Annotated in this window: 14 protein-coding genes; 12 read left to right on the top strand and 2 right to left on the bottom strand. The window is 68.2% G+C overall.

The annotated features are described in order from the left end of the window. The first annotated feature begins 1 nt into the window (after position 1). The 12 genes from VF092_12370 to VF092_12315 all read left to right on the top strand — a co-directional run bounded on the left by VF092_12370 (position 2) and on the right by VF092_12315 (position 14,001). Positions 2–763 (top strand): hypothetical protein, encoded by a 762-nt coding sequence (locus VF092_12370; protein ID HEX6748080.1) that lies wholly within the window; start codon positions 2–4, stop codon positions 761–763. Positions 764–915: 152 nt separating this feature from the next. Further along, positions 916–1,479, top strand: coding sequence for a hypothetical protein (locus VF092_12365; GenBank protein HEX6748079.1), 564 nt, complete (start codon positions 916–918; stop codon positions 1,477–1,479). Continuing rightward, positions 1,476–4,016: a pyridoxal-dependent decarboxylase gene (locus VF092_12360; protein HEX6748078.1), complete on the top strand. Its 2,541-nt coding sequence runs from the start codon at positions 1,476–1,478 to the stop codon at positions 4,014–4,016. Before VF092_12365 ends, VF092_12360 begins: the two co-directional genes overlap by 4 nt. Positions 4,017–4,194: 178 nt before the next feature. Further along, positions 4,195–6,123 (top strand): hypothetical protein, encoded by a 1,929-nt coding sequence (locus VF092_12355; protein HEX6748077.1) that lies wholly within the window; start codon positions 4,195–4,197, stop codon positions 6,121–6,123. Between the two features lie 529 nt (positions 6,124–6,652). Continuing rightward, on the top strand, positions 6,653–6,898 hold the full coding sequence (locus VF092_12350) for a hypothetical protein (protein HEX6748076.1): 246 nt from the start codon (positions 6,653–6,655) through the stop codon (positions 6,896–6,898). A gap of 45 nt (positions 6,899–6,943) precedes the next feature. Next, on the top strand, positions 6,944–7,477 hold the full coding sequence (locus tag VF092_12345) for a reverse transcriptase domain-containing protein (GenBank protein HEX6748075.1): 534 nt from the start codon (positions 6,944–6,946) through the stop codon (positions 7,475–7,477). After that, positions 7,366–8,007: a group II intron maturase-specific domain-containing protein gene (locus tag VF092_12340; GenBank protein HEX6748074.1), complete on the top strand. Its 642-nt coding sequence runs from the start codon at positions 7,366–7,368 to the stop codon at positions 8,005–8,007. The genes VF092_12345 and VF092_12340 overlap by 112 nt, the downstream gene beginning before the upstream one ends. A 239-nt stretch (positions 8,008–8,246) precedes the next feature. Further along, positions 8,247–9,071, top strand: coding sequence for a hypothetical protein (locus tag VF092_12335; GenBank protein HEX6748073.1), 825 nt, complete (start codon positions 8,247–8,249; stop codon positions 9,069–9,071). Between the two features lie 8 nt (positions 9,072–9,079). Beyond that, positions 9,080–10,198, top strand: coding sequence for a hypothetical protein (locus VF092_12330; GenBank protein HEX6748072.1), 1,119 nt, complete (start codon positions 9,080–9,082; stop codon positions 10,196–10,198). 43 nt (positions 10,199–10,241) lie between these two features. Beyond that, positions 10,242–11,087: a hypothetical protein gene (locus VF092_12325; GenBank protein HEX6748071.1), complete on the top strand. Its 846-nt coding sequence runs from the start codon at positions 10,242–10,244 to the stop codon at positions 11,085–11,087. Positions 11,088–11,102: 15 nt separating this feature from the next. Further along, positions 11,103–12,917 (top strand): AAA family ATPase, encoded by a 1,815-nt coding sequence (locus tag VF092_12320; protein HEX6748070.1) that lies wholly within the window; start codon positions 11,103–11,105, stop codon positions 12,915–12,917. Then, positions 12,877–14,001 carry a DegT/DnrJ/EryC1/StrS family aminotransferase gene (locus tag VF092_12315; protein ID HEX6748069.1) on the top strand — a complete coding sequence of 375 codons (1,125 nt, stop codon included), beginning with the start codon at positions 12,877–12,879 and terminating at the stop codon, positions 13,999–14,001. The genes VF092_12320 and VF092_12315 overlap by 41 nt, the downstream gene beginning before the upstream one ends. Before the next feature lie 615 nt (positions 14,002–14,616). Here the strand turns inward: VF092_12315 and VF092_12310 are convergent. Both VF092_12310 and VF092_12305 read right to left on the bottom strand, forming a co-directional pair. Beyond that, a complete protein-coding gene (locus VF092_12310) occupies positions 14,617–14,862 on the bottom strand; it encodes a hypothetical protein (protein HEX6748068.1) in 246 nt (81 codons plus the stop codon). 318 nt (positions 14,863–15,180) lie between these two features. Further along, complete coding sequence (locus VF092_12305; GenBank protein HEX6748067.1) at positions 15,181–16,416, bottom strand: sensor histidine kinase; 1,236 nt, start codon at positions 16,414–16,416, stop codon at positions 15,181–15,183. Between the last annotated feature and the right edge of the window lie 251 nt (positions 16,417–16,667).

Below are 16,667 nucleotides of genomic sequence, written 5' to 3'. Positions count from 1 at the left end.
AATGCACCGTATCGTATCCGTCCTTACTCGTTGGCTTCTCCCGGAAGAACAGGGAAACGCCCATGCGGATGAATTCGTCGCGGAGTGGGGCTGGGGGCGGAAGGATACCCATGAGCCGTGGGTCGTTTACAGTGACGGCACCGAGCGCTCGCTCGTGCTGATCCGTGGATACCGGGTGGATCAGGCAACCAACACTTCGCGGTACCCACGTGATGACCCTCAGCGAACAACCGACCACCTCATCGAGGATTTGACGAACTGCCTAGACGACCGGCTGGCCGGAAGCAAGCTGGTGGTCAGCTGCCATCTCTCCTCGCCCCCGGCGGGGTTTCCGGAAGTTTGGCGGCGGTCGGTCGCACAATTGCAGTTGGCAGGTGAAACACTGCTTCGTTTTCATAGCCGCGAGGAGCTGGCGGGCCCTGGCTCTCGCTTGGGCGCGCTGGCCAGGCAGGTTCGTGCGTTCGAAGCGTCGCAGGAATGGACCGAGGAGTTGAAGGCTGCGTTCGACGCTTATGTAAATGGGGCCGATGAGGATGAGGAGCTTGAGAACGCGCTGCAGATCCTGCACCTCTGTTATACCCGGGAGGGATTCGAAGAGGCAGTGGCAAGGAGTCGGCAAATCGAGCATGACCTGGTCCGCCTCAAGGCTGCGTTCGAGGACGGCGAAGAACGCGCCATAGCGGAACTCGGTGTCCTGCGCGACAAGATGTTGAAGCCCTTCATTGAGATGCGGACGGGTTGGACGGTCTCGGGTGGCGAATGAAGCCGCTCATCCTGCTGAGGGTCAGCCCGGGTCGAGGCGTCGTCTGGACGACGGTGGAAACAGGCATGGACGGAGAAATCCGTCGGACGGCGCCCTCAAGCTCCGGTTGCATCTATAGATGAGCTCGGCAACATCATCCGGAGGAGGTAATCATGACTACACTCGTCATTACCAGGATTGCGGGCCTGAGTGCAAGCATCCGCGACATACCGGGCGATCCCCATCCCCCCGCTGAACTACGCAGTTGTCCAGTCCTGCCTCCTGCGGCAGGTACGTCCACCGTCATCGCCGGCTCCTCGTTGCCCAGCGAGAACGAGGGCAACGGGATGGCTGATGTCAGGCGAATCATCCTGGACACGCACACCCCGTATGCATCGTGGACCACGATGCGTGATTCGCCCGGGCTTCGCTTCTTCGCCGATCTCCGCGAGCGGGGCTACTTGCTTCCCGTGGTCCTGCTGACCTGGTTCGATCCCGAAGTCCTCCGCCTCAGCCACCTGAACGCCTGCCTCCACCTGTTTCACCGCTACCGTGCCGGCAAGCACGAACAGGAGCAGGGCAGCTTCGCGTTCCGCCGACTGCCGGCACGGCCCGCGTCGCTGGTGGAGACGCTAGGTCGACTGCAACCCATGACCGAGGAGGCGTGGCGGGAGGTGAAGGAGCTGCGGGAAACCTTTCCCTCGTATCATCTTCCCCGCTCCGGAGGTGCCTCGTGACCATCTCCGCCCACGCTCCCGGTCTGGCGCACAGCGCTGCCTTCCTGGGTCCACGCGGGGAGAACGCCGGGGAGTTGGAGCAACTCATCCTAGACGTGCTGCGCGACCACGTCTTCTGGAGACGGAACTTCCACCCCGAAGACCCGCGCCTGATCCGCGAGGACGAGAAGACTGATCCCGCCTTCGTGCACACCCGAGCGCGCCTCCGCGACGAGTTGTTCGAGATTCTAGCCGGGCTGAAGCGCGGGGCGCCACTCTACTCTCCGCGGCAGGTGGCCCACATCGTCAGCGATCCCTCGCTTCCGGGAATGGTGGGGTACTTCGCGGGGATGCTGTACAACCAGAACAACGTAGTGCAGGAGGTGGCGCCCGAAACGGTGTGCCGGGAGCGCGAGTACGTCGCGGCGCTTGCGCGGATGGTGAGGTATCCCGAGTTGCTCGGCGAGATAGTGCCGGAGCCCGATCGCGCGGACGGTGCGCTTGCCACGGCCGGGCCCTCGTGGGGGCACCTGTGCAGCGGTGGCACGACGGCTAACATGGAGGCCCTATGGATCGCCCGGAACGTGCGTCTCTTTCCGCTCGCCCTCCGGCTTTTTGTGACGTCGCGCCCTCACTTCGCGGGTCTGGGAGAGCTGGAGCTTGCCGTCGGGACCGAGCGAGTCAGCTTCTCCGGCCTCTCCACGGCGCAGTTATGGAACCTGTCCGTAGACAGCGTCCTGGCGCTGCACCAAGCCGTGAAACGCTGGTTGGCTATGAGAGGCGGTGCAGGCGGACCAGCGGCGCAGCCCTCGAGTCTGGCCCGGGAATTCGAAGAGAAGCTGCGTACGGCTCAGAGAATTGGTCTCGCAGGGTTCCTGACCGAGTACAACAAGGCGTTCACCGGAGACCAGTTCGAGCAACTGCCGGTCGTTCTGGTTCCTGTTACCAGCCATTACGGCTGGAAGAAGGCCATGGATCTCGTAGGGCTGGGGTCCGAGGCCCTGCTCCAAACCGGCGTCGACAACCGCATCCGCCTCAGCCTCCACGCTTTGCGAGAAAAGCTGGAAGAGAAGGGTCAGAACGTGCTCATGGTCGCCAGCGTGTGCGGGACGACCGAAGAAGCCGCCGTGGACCCCCTGCACGAACTCCACGACCTCCGGCAAGATCCCGGGCTGCCCCGCTTCTGGCACCACTGTGATGCCGCGCTGGGCGGGTTCTTCGCGACCCTAGTGGCGCGGGACAGGGACGGCGAGCCCTTACCCTTCGAGGAACAAGGAGAGCGCTTCCCCCTCGAGGAGGAGGTCTTCCGGGCGATCTGCTCTCTGCGCAATGCCGACTCCATGGCGCTGGATCCGCACAAATTCGGGTACGTTCCCTATCCCTGCGGAGCCGTCCTCTTCCGCAGCCACGCGGCGCGTGACTTCATCGCGTATGAGGCGCCCTATCTGGCCGGCGACCGGCGGGACGGTTTCCGCGGGTTCCTGGGGATGTGGACGCTCGAAGGCTCACGATCAGGCGCGGCCGCGGTGAGCTGCTACCTCTCGCAGGCGGTGATCCCGTTGACCCGCGATGGTCATGGAGAGTTGATCGCGAACTGTGTCCGGGCAACCCAAGCGCTCTTTCGCAGGCTGGCCGACATCTTCGAACACGATCCCAGGAGCCGGCTGCGGTTTTGCCCGTTCAACCACCCCGACACCACAGGCTTCTGTTTCGCGCTCGTCCCCCGGAACGACGCCCTCTCCCTCGCCGAACTGAACGCGTTCACGCTGGCGGTTTGGGAAACCATGACGGTTGACGAGAAAACGTTCAATGTGGGGGGCTACGCGTTCCTGATCTCGAAATCGGACGTCAACGTCAACGACTACATACCGGTTCTACAGCGGATGCTGGACGATACGCTGTCGGAACTTCAGGACGGTTCGGCCAAATCCGTCACCTTGCTTCGTGTGTTCGTGCTGAACCCGCTGCTCAGCGCGTGGATTGAGAGACCGGTCGAGCCCGGCCAGACGCCCTTCGACGTTGCGTTCGCGAAGCATGTGTTCGATGCCGCCCACCGGCTGCTCCCGCCGTTCCTGCTCGAGCGCTTCGTCAGCCGTCCCGATAGAGCGATGCGGCGCCTGCGCGTGGCGGTGGTGGAGGACGAAACGGCGGACGCGAGCTCGATCACCCGGACGATCTGCTTTGGCGACAGCTACTCTCGGTACCTCGAGTCGAAGTCGTTCCCGTCCGCGGACAAGATTCGCGCGATGGACCCTCGGGAATGGGACAAGGTGGTCCTGGACCTCCAGCTCCACCCGGGTCGGGAGCTGGACCTGTCGGGCCTGTTCGTGGCAAGGCAGCTCATCGAGACTGCCCGGCTCAGCCCGGGCCAGCTCGTGGTCTTTTCCCGGTTCGCCGGCATTCCGCAGGTCCGGGAAGAGCTGGCGGAACTCGGATTGAACCCGGACCAGATGATCGAGAAGCCCAGGGGCGGCGACATCGCCGCGCTTAAAGAAGCGCTGCACAGGCTGTTGGAGCAGCTGGTGACCGGCATCCTGACGAACGGCCGCGCGGGGTAACGCGATGTCTCCTCCTGCCGTTTTCCTCTGGAACCCGGGAGCGTTCACCACCTACCTCAGGCGCGCAGGGTACGCGGTCGCCACCTCTCCCCGCGAGCTCCGGGAGCTACGCCGCTACACCAGGCTCCGCGAAGCCCCCCTGGTCGTCCTAGCCGAGTGGGCCCCCGCGAGCGGGAGGTTGACCGAGTTCGAAGGGCTGAGGTTCATCGTCGACCTCTTCGAATCGGAGCGACAGATCCCGCAGCTGGCCGTCTGCTCGTTCCTTTCGCGACGAGCGCTCGTCGCCCTCGGCGACGAACGGGGCGAGGCCGCCCGCCTGATATTTCCGTTCGTGCGCCTTCCCGTCCCGCCAGCCGCGCTGGCGGAGGCCGCGTCGAGCGCGGAGCCCGTGTCTCAGATGGTGCACGTGTGGCTCAGGGACCACGTGCTGAGCGCTAGACCTTTCCTGATGTGGGAACACAACTTCCGGCGTGACACCAGCGGCGACCCCGCAGGGCTGCGGCGGGCGCTCGACCGCTTGGCCGCGAAGGTGCGCGCGCGCAGGCCGGCTCTCGCCCGCACCTTCCAAGATCTGAGCACCTTCGAGCAGTGGATCAGCGACGCACAGCAGGCGGTCCAGAACGGCGACCTGCGCGCCGCCGAGGAGCTCGGCGCGCGGATCCAGGAACGCCTGCGGCGGGTGCACCGCGAGGCTGAAGAGGACAAGGAGAGGGACAAAGCGGCGCCGTATGCGGTGGTCGTGGTGGAGGACGATGCGGCCCAGCGGAGGCAGATCGTGCAGGGTCTGGAGCGCTACTTCACCGAAGTGCAGGGGTTCGAGGAGGGACGTTCGGCGCTCGCGGAGCTGCGCAACCGCGACGCGGCGGGACGGCGGTTCAGCGGCGTGGTTTCCGACTGGGACCTGCGGGAACAGGGGGAGACGGACGGGTTCATGCAGCCGCTGCAGGGGCCGGACGTGCTCCTGCACGCCGCTGCTCTGTGCACCGGCCCCCTCGTGGGGCTCACCTCGCTTCCCAGCGACATCGTGGCGGCCATCCTCAACGCCGCGCCGGAGGATGCGCGCGCGCGCCTCTCGTGGTATCCCAAACACGAGCCCGGCGATCTCGGGGTGCAGAATTACCGGGGCCTCGCACACCACATCACCACCAAGATCCAGGAGGCGCTGGGATTTCAAGACGAAACGCCGGCGCAACTCGGATTCGCACCCTGGCGCAAGCACGGCTTGGGCGAGCACTACGTAACCGTCCGGATGTGGAGCGAGGCCAGGCAGCAGGCGTTCTTCAGCGAGTGCTTCACGCGCGCCCGCGAGAGCCTGGACGCCTACGAAACCGGGGGTCAGCGGCAGGACGTCTCGGAACCGCCGTTTTCCTTAGCGCTCAACGTACCTTCGGGCACGCGGGCGGAGCCCTACACCTTCGCGCGTTTTCAGGACGTGCTCTGCGGCCGGCTGGTGGTCCTTACGCTGTACGGCCGCCAGCTGCGGCCCGAGCGGAGCTACTGGACCGTGCTGGCCAGGCTGTTTCCACAGATGATGGAAAAGGCACGAAGCAACGCGATCCGTAAGGGGGACCGCGGAGCGGATCCGTACCCTTCCTCGTTCCCATCGATCATGTCCGTCCTCGGTCTTCCCCGGAGCGGGCCCCGGATCGACTTGGGAAAGCTGCGTCTGATGCCGCATGAGGTGCGCTGGCTGGACGAGCAGGCGCTCGACCTGGGGCTTCCCCCGCTCCTGACCGCCGACGAGGAGGGAGAGGCCAGCGAGTTGGTGGAGAGCATCGAAGACATCCTCGCGCGCCTCCGGGAGCAGGTACCGCCGGCCGTGCTGGACGCGGCGACGGAGGACGTGCACGACGACGATCCCGCTGGAGGCGCCCTGTCCGTGGCCCTCGGCGAGGAGGCCGTGGCGACCGTGGAGGCCGCGGCGAGAGCGCTGGCGGAGTTGGGCCGGCACGACGAGGTCCGGCCGGACACCGTCCGGGCCGCCGCAAGCCTCTTGAAGCACGAACTCGAGTTTTTTATCGACGACGGAGTGTTCGAGAAGCTGTACCGGAAGCTCCCGTCGTGGAGGACGCGCCTGAACGACGTGATCAACCGTCTCTCAGCCTGACGACGCGGACCGGCTAGGCGCTCCCGACCGCGCCCCGCCCCCTGCAGAAGGGGCGGGGCGTTCTGTTTGTGTGCCCGGCATGGGCTGAGGCTAGGAGGTGAAAGTCCTCCGGGGAGTTGGTCGTAGCGACCCGAGCGAAGCGCAAGGCGAGGAAACGAACCACCCGCGAGGGTGGCGCTGAAAGAAGCGTGGAGCGAAACCGCGCGCCGACGAACAGAAACCGGATAGGAGGCGCAGCCGAGCAGGGCGAGCGGGCAAACGACCGCGAAGCTCTCACGACCAAGGCTCAGGCGGCGTAGATCCGGCGGTGGTGCGGTGAAAGTCTCAGTTCTTACCCGGGGAGGTCTCGCCTCACGCCTGAAAGGGCGACGCACGGTGAAAGCACCGGGCGGAGCGAGAAGTCAGCAGAGGCCGTAGTAGCCGGTTGGGGTGCACACATGCGCTTGGGCCCAGCCCCGCCGGTGAAGGGCCGAACGGAGAGGAGAGCGAAACGACGTTGCGTCTCGGAATGGCAGCGCACCAGAAGTCGATGCAGATCGAGCTCCCGCTGGAGGGTAGGGGTGAAGCCCCGAGCGTACGGCGGAGCGGTGAAGCCTTTCGGGCGGCGCAGGGAGACGAGCGCTCGGGAAGCGGCCGCCCGGTGGAGTTGATGGAACGGGTGGTCGAGCGCGGCAACCTGAAGCTGGCGTTGCAGCGCGTGCGGAAGAACAAGGGCAGTCCGGGCATCGACGGGATGAGGGTGGACGACCTGCTGCCGTACCTGCGGGAGAACTAGGAGCGGATCCGGAGTGAGCTGCTCGGGGGAAGCTACCGGCCTTCGGTGGTGCGTCGGCAGGAGATCCCGAAGAGCGGGGGAGGGGTGCGGCAGCTGGGCATCCCGACCGTGCTCGACCGGTTCATCCAGCAGGCGATCCTGCAGGTGCTGCAGCCGATCTTCGATCCCACGTTTTCGGAGCACAGCTACGGCTTCCGGCCGGGGCGGCGGGCGCACGACGCGGTCTGTCAGGCGCAGCGCTACATCCAGTCGGGCCGGCGCTGGGTGGTGGACGTGGATCTGGAGAAATTCTTCGACCGCGTGAACCACGACGTGCTGATGTCGCGTCTGGAGAAGCGGATCGGAGACAGACGGCTGCTCAGGGTGATCCGCCGCTACCTGGGGCCGGAGTACTGGCCGACGGCGTGGTGGTGGAGCGGCACGAGGGGACGCCGCAGGGCGGCCCCCTCTCGCCGCTGCTGGCGAACGTGCTCCTGGACGAGGTCGACCGGCAGCTGGAGAGAAGCGGGCACGCCTTCGTACGCTACGCCGATGATTGCAACGTGTACGTGCGGTCGAGGCGGGCGGACGAGCGTGTGATGGAGCGGCTGCGCAGGCTCTTCGCGAAGCTCCGGCTGAAGGTCAACGAGGACAAGAGCGCGGTGGCGCGCGTGTGGGACCGCAAGTTCCTCGGCTACAGCTTCTGGGTAGCCAAGGGGCGAGAGGTCAAATGCCGCGTCGCGCCGAAGGCCCTGACGGAATTCAAGGAGCGCATCCGGCAGATCACCCGCCGGAACGGAGGGAGGTCGCTGCAGAAGGTGGTGGAGGAGTTACGAATGTACCTGCTGGGCTGGAAGGCCTACTTCCGACTGGCGGATACACCCGGAGTCTTTCACGACCTCGACCAGTGGATCGCCCGAAGGCTGCGGATGGTGCGGCTGAAGCAGTGGAAGCGTGGACGCACGGCGTACCGGGAGATGAGAACTCGGGGAGTGCCCGATCAGCTTGCCCGAGCCGCCGCCGCGCACATGCGAAGCTGGTGGAGGCTGTCCAGCCACGGTGCGCTCCACACCGCCCTGCCGGGGAAGCTCTTCGAGCAGATGGGTCTTCCCCGGCTCGCACCGCACTGACCTCAACTCTCCGAACCGCCGGATGCGGACCCGCACGTCCGGTGGTGTGGGAGGGTGGCAGCCGGAATTCCCCGGCTGCCCCCTATCCCGATCCGGGCGCATCCAAGCCGCTCCGGGCAGGCTAACTGGTGCAGACTGCCGCCGGTGATCTTTCACTGTGCCGGAATGCCGCACTCCGTTGTCGCTGAGGCGCGCGGGCACTGCGGCTCCGGGCGACACCTCGTACGAAGGAGGAGGAGATGACCGGGATCGACAGAGCACTTGCTCCGCGGCGGCGCGCTCGCGCTCGACGCAGCCTGCGCCTCCTGGCAATCCTCGGCATCGCGCTGGGGCTTGCCGCCTGCCAGGGGACCGCCGCCCGACCGAACCCGACGGAAACAACGGTCTCCGCCGCCGCAGCAGCGGAAGCGCCGTGCGGACCACCGCTCCGGATCGCGATCGTGCCGGACAAGAGCGCATCGGCCGACAGCAATCTCACCCCTGAGATCCGGATCGAGCACCTGACGCTGGTCATGAACCGGGTGAAGGCGTGCGGAGGCGAGTTGGCGCTGGGGAAACTGGACTCGAACTCGCGGACGCCGTTCATCCGGTTCTACGTCCCCGAACCCGGGAAGCCGCCCAACGCGCCGCTCCGCCAGGGCACCGCACGGCAGGTGGCCCGCTCGGTTCGCCGCTACCAAGCCGATACCGCCGCATATAACGCCGAGGAGCATCGGCGCCTGGCCGATGCGGAGCGCGCCGCCGAGGTATTCCGCGCCGAGGCCGGGCCGCTGCTTTCCCACCCCCGGGACGCGTCGCATTCAGCGGTGATCACCGCGATCAGCCGGATCGGCTACTTCCTGGATGAGCCTGGCCAGTGGGGAACGCCGCCCCGGCGGGTCGCCATCGTGATCTCCGACCTCCAGAACAACGTTTCGGGTGCACTCCGGCCCCTGCCCGCCGGGACCGAGTTCTACGTGGTCAACGCGGATACGCTCCCGCAAGAGCTCAGGGAGCTGCGGCCCGCCCCGGTTCAGCTCGAGTCACCGGAGGCCGCGATCCGGCTCGTGCTCAGCCAGAAGTGAGGTGTCCGATGCCCGAGAACCACTTCGATGCGCGACGGGCCGAGCGGGCGCAGCGAGTCGATGCCGCTCGCTCCGCTATGGCCCGGGAAGGCGCGCAGGGTGAGGTCGCGGCGACGCGGGCGGAGCTCGTGGACGCCGCGGGGCAGTATGAGATGCGACGCCTGGAACTGGACCGGCGGGAGGAGGCGCGGACGCGCTTCGTGGAGGAGAACCCAACGGTCGTGGAAGGCGGCGTCCGGCGCATGGCCGGCGCCATCCTCTCTGGCATGGTGAAGCCGCTCAGCGTGCTCACCCTCGACGTCATCCTCCTCGCCGCGGTCGCCGAATTCGCCATCTCGCTGGCGTACATCCTCCCGGAAGGGGCGCCCCCGCCGCCCTGGATGCTCCTCCCGGTGCCGCTGACGCTGCAGTGCCTCGAGACTCTGGTGGGAATGCAGGTGGCTGCCTCGCGTGAGCATGCCCGGCGCGCCGCTCGAGGGGCCGCTTGGGGCTGGTGGGTGGTGGCTGTCACGCTGGCGCTGGTAATGCCTGCCATGAGTTGGTACGCGCTCCGGCTCTCGCTTGAGGCCAAGGAAGAGGTCCTCGATGCAGCCACGGCGATGCTGGGGATCGGGATCCTCGCCCTCGCCTTCGTGTGCCACGCCGTCATGATCTTCACCGCGCAGGCCACGCTGGACGGCATCTCCCACTTGGTCGGGAGGCTCCGTCTGCGGGCCTTCGAGCGACGAGCCGGCCGGGCGCAGCGCCGTGTCGACAGCGCGCGCAGCCGGGCGTGGGAGGCGATGCCCCCGTACTCCGCCGCACTCGACGAGTACCGGCGAATTCACGGCGCGCCCCTCTCTTCCCTCCTCCTGGCGCGACACGAGGCCGACCTGATCAACGACGCGCTGGGCGAGCGCGTGGTGCTTTCCGCCGACGGTGACGAGCCGCCGCCGGCGGGGAACGAGGAGCCCTCGGTCGAGGCGCCCCCGCCGCCGCCTCCGCCCGGCGTGCACGGTGCGCGGGCGTCCACTCCGGCCGACGCCGAGAGGCCGGACGACCAAGGCGATGCCCAGGCCGAGGCGGAGTACCTCCGCCGGATCCTCGACGCGCGGCTCCGCGACAGGGATGCGGAATTTCACGTCTGAACCCGCTCGATCCAGAACTGAACCCAGAACTCGGGAGGTACCGATGAGCGCAGTCACGAGCCGACCAAGGATCAGCGGGGTAGCCTCTGCCGTGACGGCGGAGTCCGTGATGGCTGGGGCGGCCCTGGCCGCCCTGCTCCTCCGCGCGGCGGGGTCCGCCGTACGCGCGGCGGCCCGGCCCGCGTTGCGTGCCGTGACGGAGGGAGTGATACCGCCGCTTCGCGCGGCACGGGACCAGGAGACGTCGAGTCTGGCGGCCGTGGCCGGTGCCGCAGGATCACTCGCGGCTACCGACCGGATCAGGGTCGAGGCGGCGGCGAGCCTGGCCGGCTACGTGGTCGCCGACGTGCAGCGGCTCGCCGCTCCCCTCCGCGCCCTCCGGGCAGCCGTCACGCCCGCTCAGGCCATGCGCGCGCGGGAGGACCTGCTCCAGGCTGTCCGGGTGGAGCACGGCACCCTGTTCACCCGGTGCGTGGTGTCCGCCTGCGCCCGCGCCGCCGACACCCTCGGCTTCTCGGCGGTGGATACCCGCGTGACGGCTGACGGCACCGTGCGGATTGTGGCGGAGCACCCGGCGGGGCACGCGCTGGTCAGCGAGCTTCGCACCTCGGCGGAGGGCGACGCCGCCCTGGAAACCGAGGTGATCGGGGTGTACGACGGGTCATGCGGCGACATCCTCGACCGCTTCGATGCGGCGCTGGAGGCGGCCGGCGTCCGCTCGAGCGCTCCAGCACGCACCTGCACTGGCGGCGTATGCCAGCTCGCGGCGGCGCGTGACTTCGTGGGGGGCATCCTGCGCCCGAAGCCGGAGGCGCGCGTGCCCGCGGCATCGGAGCACGCACACGCGCGGCGGCGGAACGTGCGCCCGCAGGCGTCGCAGCGGGGCTGACCGGAGGAGGAGCGCATGGCACCCGTGACCCTGGACCCACCGGACGCCCGCGCGACGCCGCCGCGTCTCCCGCCGGCCGAGCGGATCCTGCAGGCCTACACTGAGGGGAACTGCGCGCTGCTCGTCACGGGCCGCTCGCTCTACGATCCGGTGGCGGACGGAGAAGGGCGTCTGCTGACGCTGCTGGAACACCTGCGCAGACATGCACGCAGCGCGCACGGCATGCACCTGTTGACGTACTCGCTGGCGAACGGGCTGGACTGGGATGCGCCGCGCCTGCGGGACGGGCGCGACCGCCACACAATCGAGACGGTGCTGCGCTCGCACAGGCTGCTCGAAGTCCAAGCGGACGAGCACGAGATGGTGCGGGTGATCCGCGGCATCGCCGCGCTGGCGCGCGCCCCCGCCGAGGGTCTCGCCTGGAGCGACGGCATGCCGCTCCGGTTCGTCTTCGTGCTGGAATTCGCCGAGCACCTGACGCCGAGCGGCGAGGGGACCGGGCGGACCGATCCGGAGATCACGGCGGTGGAACTCGCCCACATCCTGGGGCAAAGCAACGCGCTCAGGCAGTCGGGAAACCTCGTGGTGTTCCACGGCCGCGAGGGACGGATCGACGACCTGGTGGCCGGCGTGCTGCATCCCGTCCGGCTGGGGCAGCCCGACGCGACCGAGAAGTACGCGTTCCTGGTCGCCGCGCGCGCGGTGTACCCGGAGGCCCGCTTCGAAGAGGGAGTCACGGACGAGGACGTCGCGCGGCTGACGAGCAACACCCCCAACCGGGGCCTCGAAGGGCGGATGCGCGCCTCGCACCTGCGCGCGGCTCCGGTGACGGTGGAAGAGCTGCAGGAGCAAAAGAGCCGCGACGTGGTCATTCTCTCGGAGCACACCCTCACCGTGCTCGACACCCGCCGGATCGACCAGCTCCGGCTGGTCGGCTGCAACATCAAGTGTCCCCTGGACCTCCTGCTCCGGTTCGGGAACGGGCTTCTGCACGGCAACCCGCACATCCCGGCCAACGTTCTCCTGGTGGGGCCGCCCGGTACGGGGAAGACGGACCTGGCGCTCCTCGCGGCGCGCGAGGCGCGAGCGTCGGCATACCAGGTCCACTCGCCCAAGGGTGGAATCGTGGGCGAGACAGAACGGAAGGCCCGCCTCCTGACGCTGGCGCTTTCCGACTGGACGCCCAACGTGGCGTTCGTGGACGAGATCACCGAGGCGCTTCCCCTGGAGCGCTCCGATTTCGACGGCGACTCGGGCGCGAGCAGGGCGGTAACTGCCGCACTACTCACGGCCCTCTCGGACGAATCGCGGCGGGGCCGGTCGCTCCTGGTGGCCACGACCAACTGCCCGTGGCGGATGGGCGCCGCGATGCGGAGCCGGTTCACCATCGTGCCGGTGCTCCAACCGCTGCGGGAGGATTATCCCGCCATCATCTCCGTGATCGCCACGCGAATGATGCCGGAGGCCCGGCTGGGCCCTGACGAGGTGCGGGGCGCGGCCGACCTGTTCTACGACAAGGGCGCGTCGCCCCGGGAGATTCGCGCGGCGCTGAGCATGGCTCTTCTGGCGGCGTCCGGGCTCGACCCCAAGATCGTGCTGCAGGCGGCTCGCGATCTCCGGCCCAGCGCAGACCGCGTATCCAGCGAATACGCGGACCTGTGGGCGATCCGAGCGTGCACGTCGAAGCGCTACCTGCCTTGGTATGCCGACCCCGGCGCCTATCCGTACCCGGCCCACCTCCGGGAGCTAGTGGATCCTGTTAGCGGAGACGTGGACGTGGAGCGGCTGGATGCGCGTATCCGCGCGCTCGGGCCGGGTGCCCATGTCTAGCCAGACCGCACGGGCGGCGCGGGGCGTCGGCAGCGCCGCCCCCGGCGTGGAGGCCGCGGTGGTGGCGTATCTGCGTCGGGCGCGGGTTGATGCAGCTGCCGCGCACGAGCACCTGCTCGGGACTGGGGCAGTGGGCGAGCTCGAGGACCGTCTCCGCCGGCACTATGGGAAACGGCACGCGCTGGTGGTGGCCAACGCCACGTCCGCTCTGCTCGCGGTGGCGATCGCGCTGGACCTCGGGGAGGGGGAGGTGGTTGCGCCGCCGCTTGCCTGGGGGGGAAGTATCGCGGGGTTCCTCCACGTCGGTGCCCGATTGCTGTTTGGAGATGTCGATCCGTTGACACTCACCCTCTGTCCTGCCGCAGCACAAGAGGCTCTTAGCTCCCGAGTGCGGGCGCTGCTTGCCGTTGACCTGTTTGGCGTGCCTGCCGACGACGAAGCTCTCCGCTCGCTAGCGGACGAGAAGGGGCTGTGGTACATCCATGATGCTGCGCAAAGCTTGGGGGCGACGCGCGAGGGACGGCCCGCTGGGGCGCTCGCGCACGTGGTGGTCACCTCGTTTACGGCTGGGAAGACGCTCTTCGCGGGGGAGGGCGGGGCGGTGCTCACCGACGACGACAACCTCTACGCACGCCTCGTGTGGCTGACCCAGCACCCGCACCGGCACAAGCGGGAACTCGGTCTGCGACTCGCCAATGAGTTCGCGTTAAACCTCCGTATCCACCCGGTCGCCGCGGTGTGGGCCAACGAGGATTTCTCCGCCGCTCTGCGCCGTCTGGGTGCACGGCAGCGGCGCGCGAACGCGATTCGAAGGAAAGTGGAAGCCTCCGGACTGGTCCAACCGCTCTCGTTCGCTGAGCGCGAGCTCCAGCCATCGTATTTTCGGCTCACATGCGCGTGGGCTGACCGTCCGGATGCTGGACGCCTGGAAGAGCTTCTCGGTCCGGTCCGTGACGCTCCGCGCGTTCGGTCGCTGGCGATAGAACCACTTTATGCTCAAGTGCCCAGCACGCTCGTCGCCGGGCACCCATGCTGCAAAAATGCAGAAGAACAGCTGCAGCGCAGGTTTGAGATAGCACTCTAGCGCCGCAGCGCGGGGGCGGATTGCTATCGAGTACGGCGGCGTGACGGAGGAGGAGTTGAGCGTGGTGCTGTGGGGGGTTCAGTCCGGATAGAGGAAACTGGCGCGCCAGGCGGGGACAACCGCGCCGTCCAGCGCTGGGGGCGGTGCCGCGCTTGAGCGCGAGGCCATCGCCGCACCGTTGCGGGAGGCGCGCGGGACGGTCCTTGGGACGAGTAGCCAACTCTATTATTTCGCATGCAATCACCCTCCTTCGTCTGAATCCCTGCTCAGTAGCCGAGTAATTCTTTAGACGTTCTCGAATTTCGCGGGTATTTGCTGTTGTTCCGGTAGCCGAGTTTATTATCATCGCACAGCAGCAGCTGTGCTGAACTAATAAAGTTGGCTAGCCTGGTAAGAAATAAAGTTGGCTAGTAGAAATCGGCTCCGTGAGCGCAGTGCTCGCGGAGCCTTTCCCCTTGCCGCTTCACGCACGGAATCCACACCACCCCGCCGCCTGCGCGCGCTTGGTTCAGTTCCATCACTTTCACGCGGCCCGGAAATGAGCCGCGCGCCGAGCTGCACCCGTAAACCTCCGTTCCTGCATCACGACAAGGAGCGGGGGAGAGCAGGGCGCGGCTACTTCTCCCCCGCCTCGTGACCGGCGGGGGCGCCGTTCGTGTCATCCGTCTCGATCAGGTGTTGGAAGAAGCGGTGGCCGCTGCGCCCGGACCGCACCGTGTCGGGCCCGCGCGCGTATGCGTTCCGCGCGAAGATCGCGTGCCACCAGCGGGCCAGCCGGGACGTCCGGCGCGTGCTGGCATAGGGCCTCACGCCGTGCGGAGCGGTCGTGGGGAAGGCGTCGGTGCCCGGCGGATGAAGCATCCCAGGAGGAGCGTCGGAGGAGGGAGTCACAATCGCCTCGCTTTGCTGTGAGTTACCTGCGCGGCCGTCAGGATTGGGCGACCGGGTCCATCGGTCCATAGAGCCGGCGGGATCGTCCATGCGCGGCTCCTCCGCGGGTGTTCCGCACCGGGTCGGTGATGGAACCCGCGGGGTCCGGCCGCTCGTGGGCCGGGAATCCCCGGACGGGTTCAGACCGGACCTGTCCGCCGCGGCGCGCCCGCGTGGTACACGCAGGCGCCGGACGACCCGGGGGGCCAGGCCGCACCGGCAGAACGATGCGCGGAATGCGGCCGGCGCTCATCCGTGGCGCGGCAGGTGGACGGTGAAGGTGGTGCCGCGCTCTTCCGAAGACTCCACGTCGATCCTGCCGTGGTGCGCGTTCACGATCCGCTCGGCGATGTAGAGCCCCAGCCCCAGGTGCCCGGCCGACCCGCCCGCGGTAGTGCTCCCGCCCGCCTCCCGCGGCTTCATGGGGTTGAAGATCCCGTTCAGCCGGTCCGCCGCGATTGCGGCTCCGCGGTTGTGGACGGCCACCGTGATCTCGTCGTCGTTGCCCTGGACGTCGACTCGGACGACGGTCCCGGGGGAGCCGTGCTCGAGCGCGTTCCCCACCAGGTTGGTCAGCGCCTGGGTGATGCGCGCGCAGTCCCACTCCCCCCGCTGCGCGCCGCGGGTTTCGACCTGCAGCGTCCGGTCGGGGCGCGCCGCGGCGAGCTCGTCCACCACGTCGTGCACCGCCTTCGCCATGCTCATGTCGGCGCGCACCACCGGGATCCCGCCGCCCAGGCGGCTGCGGGTGAAGTCCAGAAGGTCGCCGACCATCTGGATCATGCGGGCGGAGCTGCTGGCAATCCGGGAGGTGAGCGTCAGGGAGGGCTCCTTCAGTTCCTGGGTGTCGAGCATGAACTGCGCGGACGTGCTCACCGCCCCGAGCGGCGTCCGCAGATCGTGCCCTAGGATCGCCAGGAACATCTCCTTGGAGTAGTCCAGGTCGTCGGTGTACCGCGACAGCGACTCGGCCAGCGACTGGTCGATGGCCTCGTTGAACCGGGTCAGGTCGGCCAGGTCCGCCGGCCCGAGCTCGCCCCGCCCGAGCGTCCACAGCCGGATCACGCTGGCGCGCAGGGCGCGGTACTCGGACACCATCTGCTCGACGGTGAATCCGCTCTCGGCCCGTCCGGCCCCGTGCTCCTCGGCCGCCGTCGGCGAGTCCGCGCCGTCGTCCGGCGCGTTTCCCTTCGACTTCTCCGACCGCGCGTCTTCGCCCTGCGGCGTGCGCAGGTCGGCGGCGATGACCGTGAGCATCTCGTTGGCATGGTCACGCAGCGCCACGATGTCCATCGCCCCGCTGGCCGGCGTGCAGGTGCGCGCGAACGCCTCCCACTCCGCAAGGATCGGCTCGCGGTTCGCGACGATGAAGTCGGCCAGCCGCATCGCTTCCGCGGCCGGCGCGGGGACGGCGACGGCCCGCTGCAGGGCATGCTCGCGTCCGCGGCCGTTGGCGAACGAGGCCGGCGGCTCTCTCCTCGGCATCACTCGTCTCCACGCGTGCGGGGAAGCTGGACGCGGAGGATGCTCCCGCGCCCCGGCTCGCTCTCGATCCTCCACCCCGCCCCCCAGCAGCCGGCTGAACTCACGGGCCGCCGACAGCCCGATCCCTCCGAAGAAGCGGACCAGGGGCGCAGGAGCGGCCGAAGACGCGGGCGAGTGCTCGCGGGCGATGTCGGTGTCGCGGACCTCGGCGCCTGCGCGCGCTCGGGCGTCGAGCCGGGCTGCCCGGTTGC

The organism is Longimicrobium sp. (assembly GCA_036377595.1).
Taxonomy (GTDB): Bacteria; Gemmatimonadota; Gemmatimonadetes; order Longimicrobiales; family Longimicrobiaceae; genus Longimicrobium.
This window is presented reverse-complemented; position numbering and strand designations above follow the sequence as displayed.

Coding starts and splice junctions, on each gene's coding strand:
- VF092_12320 (HEX6748070.1), top strand. CDS start 11,103: ATGGCACCCGTGACCCTGGACCCACCGGACGCCCGCGCGACGCCGCCG.
- VF092_12335 (HEX6748073.1), top strand. CDS start 8,247: ATGACCGGGATCGACAGAGCACTTGCTCCGCGGCGGCGCGCTCGCGCT.
- VF092_12325 (HEX6748071.1), top strand. CDS start 10,242: ATGAGCGCAGTCACGAGCCGACCAAGGATCAGCGGGGTAGCCTCTGCC.
- VF092_12365 (HEX6748079.1), top strand. CDS start 916: ATGACTACACTCGTCATTACCAGGATTGCGGGCCTGAGTGCAAGCATC.
- VF092_12305 (HEX6748067.1), bottom strand. CDS start 16,416: ATGCCGAGGAGAGAGCCGCCGGCCTCGTTCGCCAACGGCCGCGGACGC.
- VF092_12310 (HEX6748068.1), bottom strand. CDS start 14,862: ATGCTTCATCCGCCGGGCACCGACGCCTTCCCCACGACCGCTCCGCAC.
- VF092_12350 (HEX6748076.1), top strand. CDS start 6,653: ATGCAGATCGAGCTCCCGCTGGAGGGTAGGGGTGAAGCCCCGAGCGTA.
- VF092_12330 (HEX6748072.1), top strand. CDS start 9,080: ATGCCCGAGAACCACTTCGATGCGCGACGGGCCGAGCGGGCGCAGCGA.
- VF092_12315 (HEX6748069.1), top strand. CDS start 12,877: ATGCGCGTATCCGCGCGCTCGGGCCGGGTGCCCATGTCTAGCCAGACC.
- VF092_12370 (HEX6748080.1), top strand. CDS start 2: ATGCACCGTATCGTATCCGTCCTTACTCGTTGGCTTCTCCCGGAAGAA.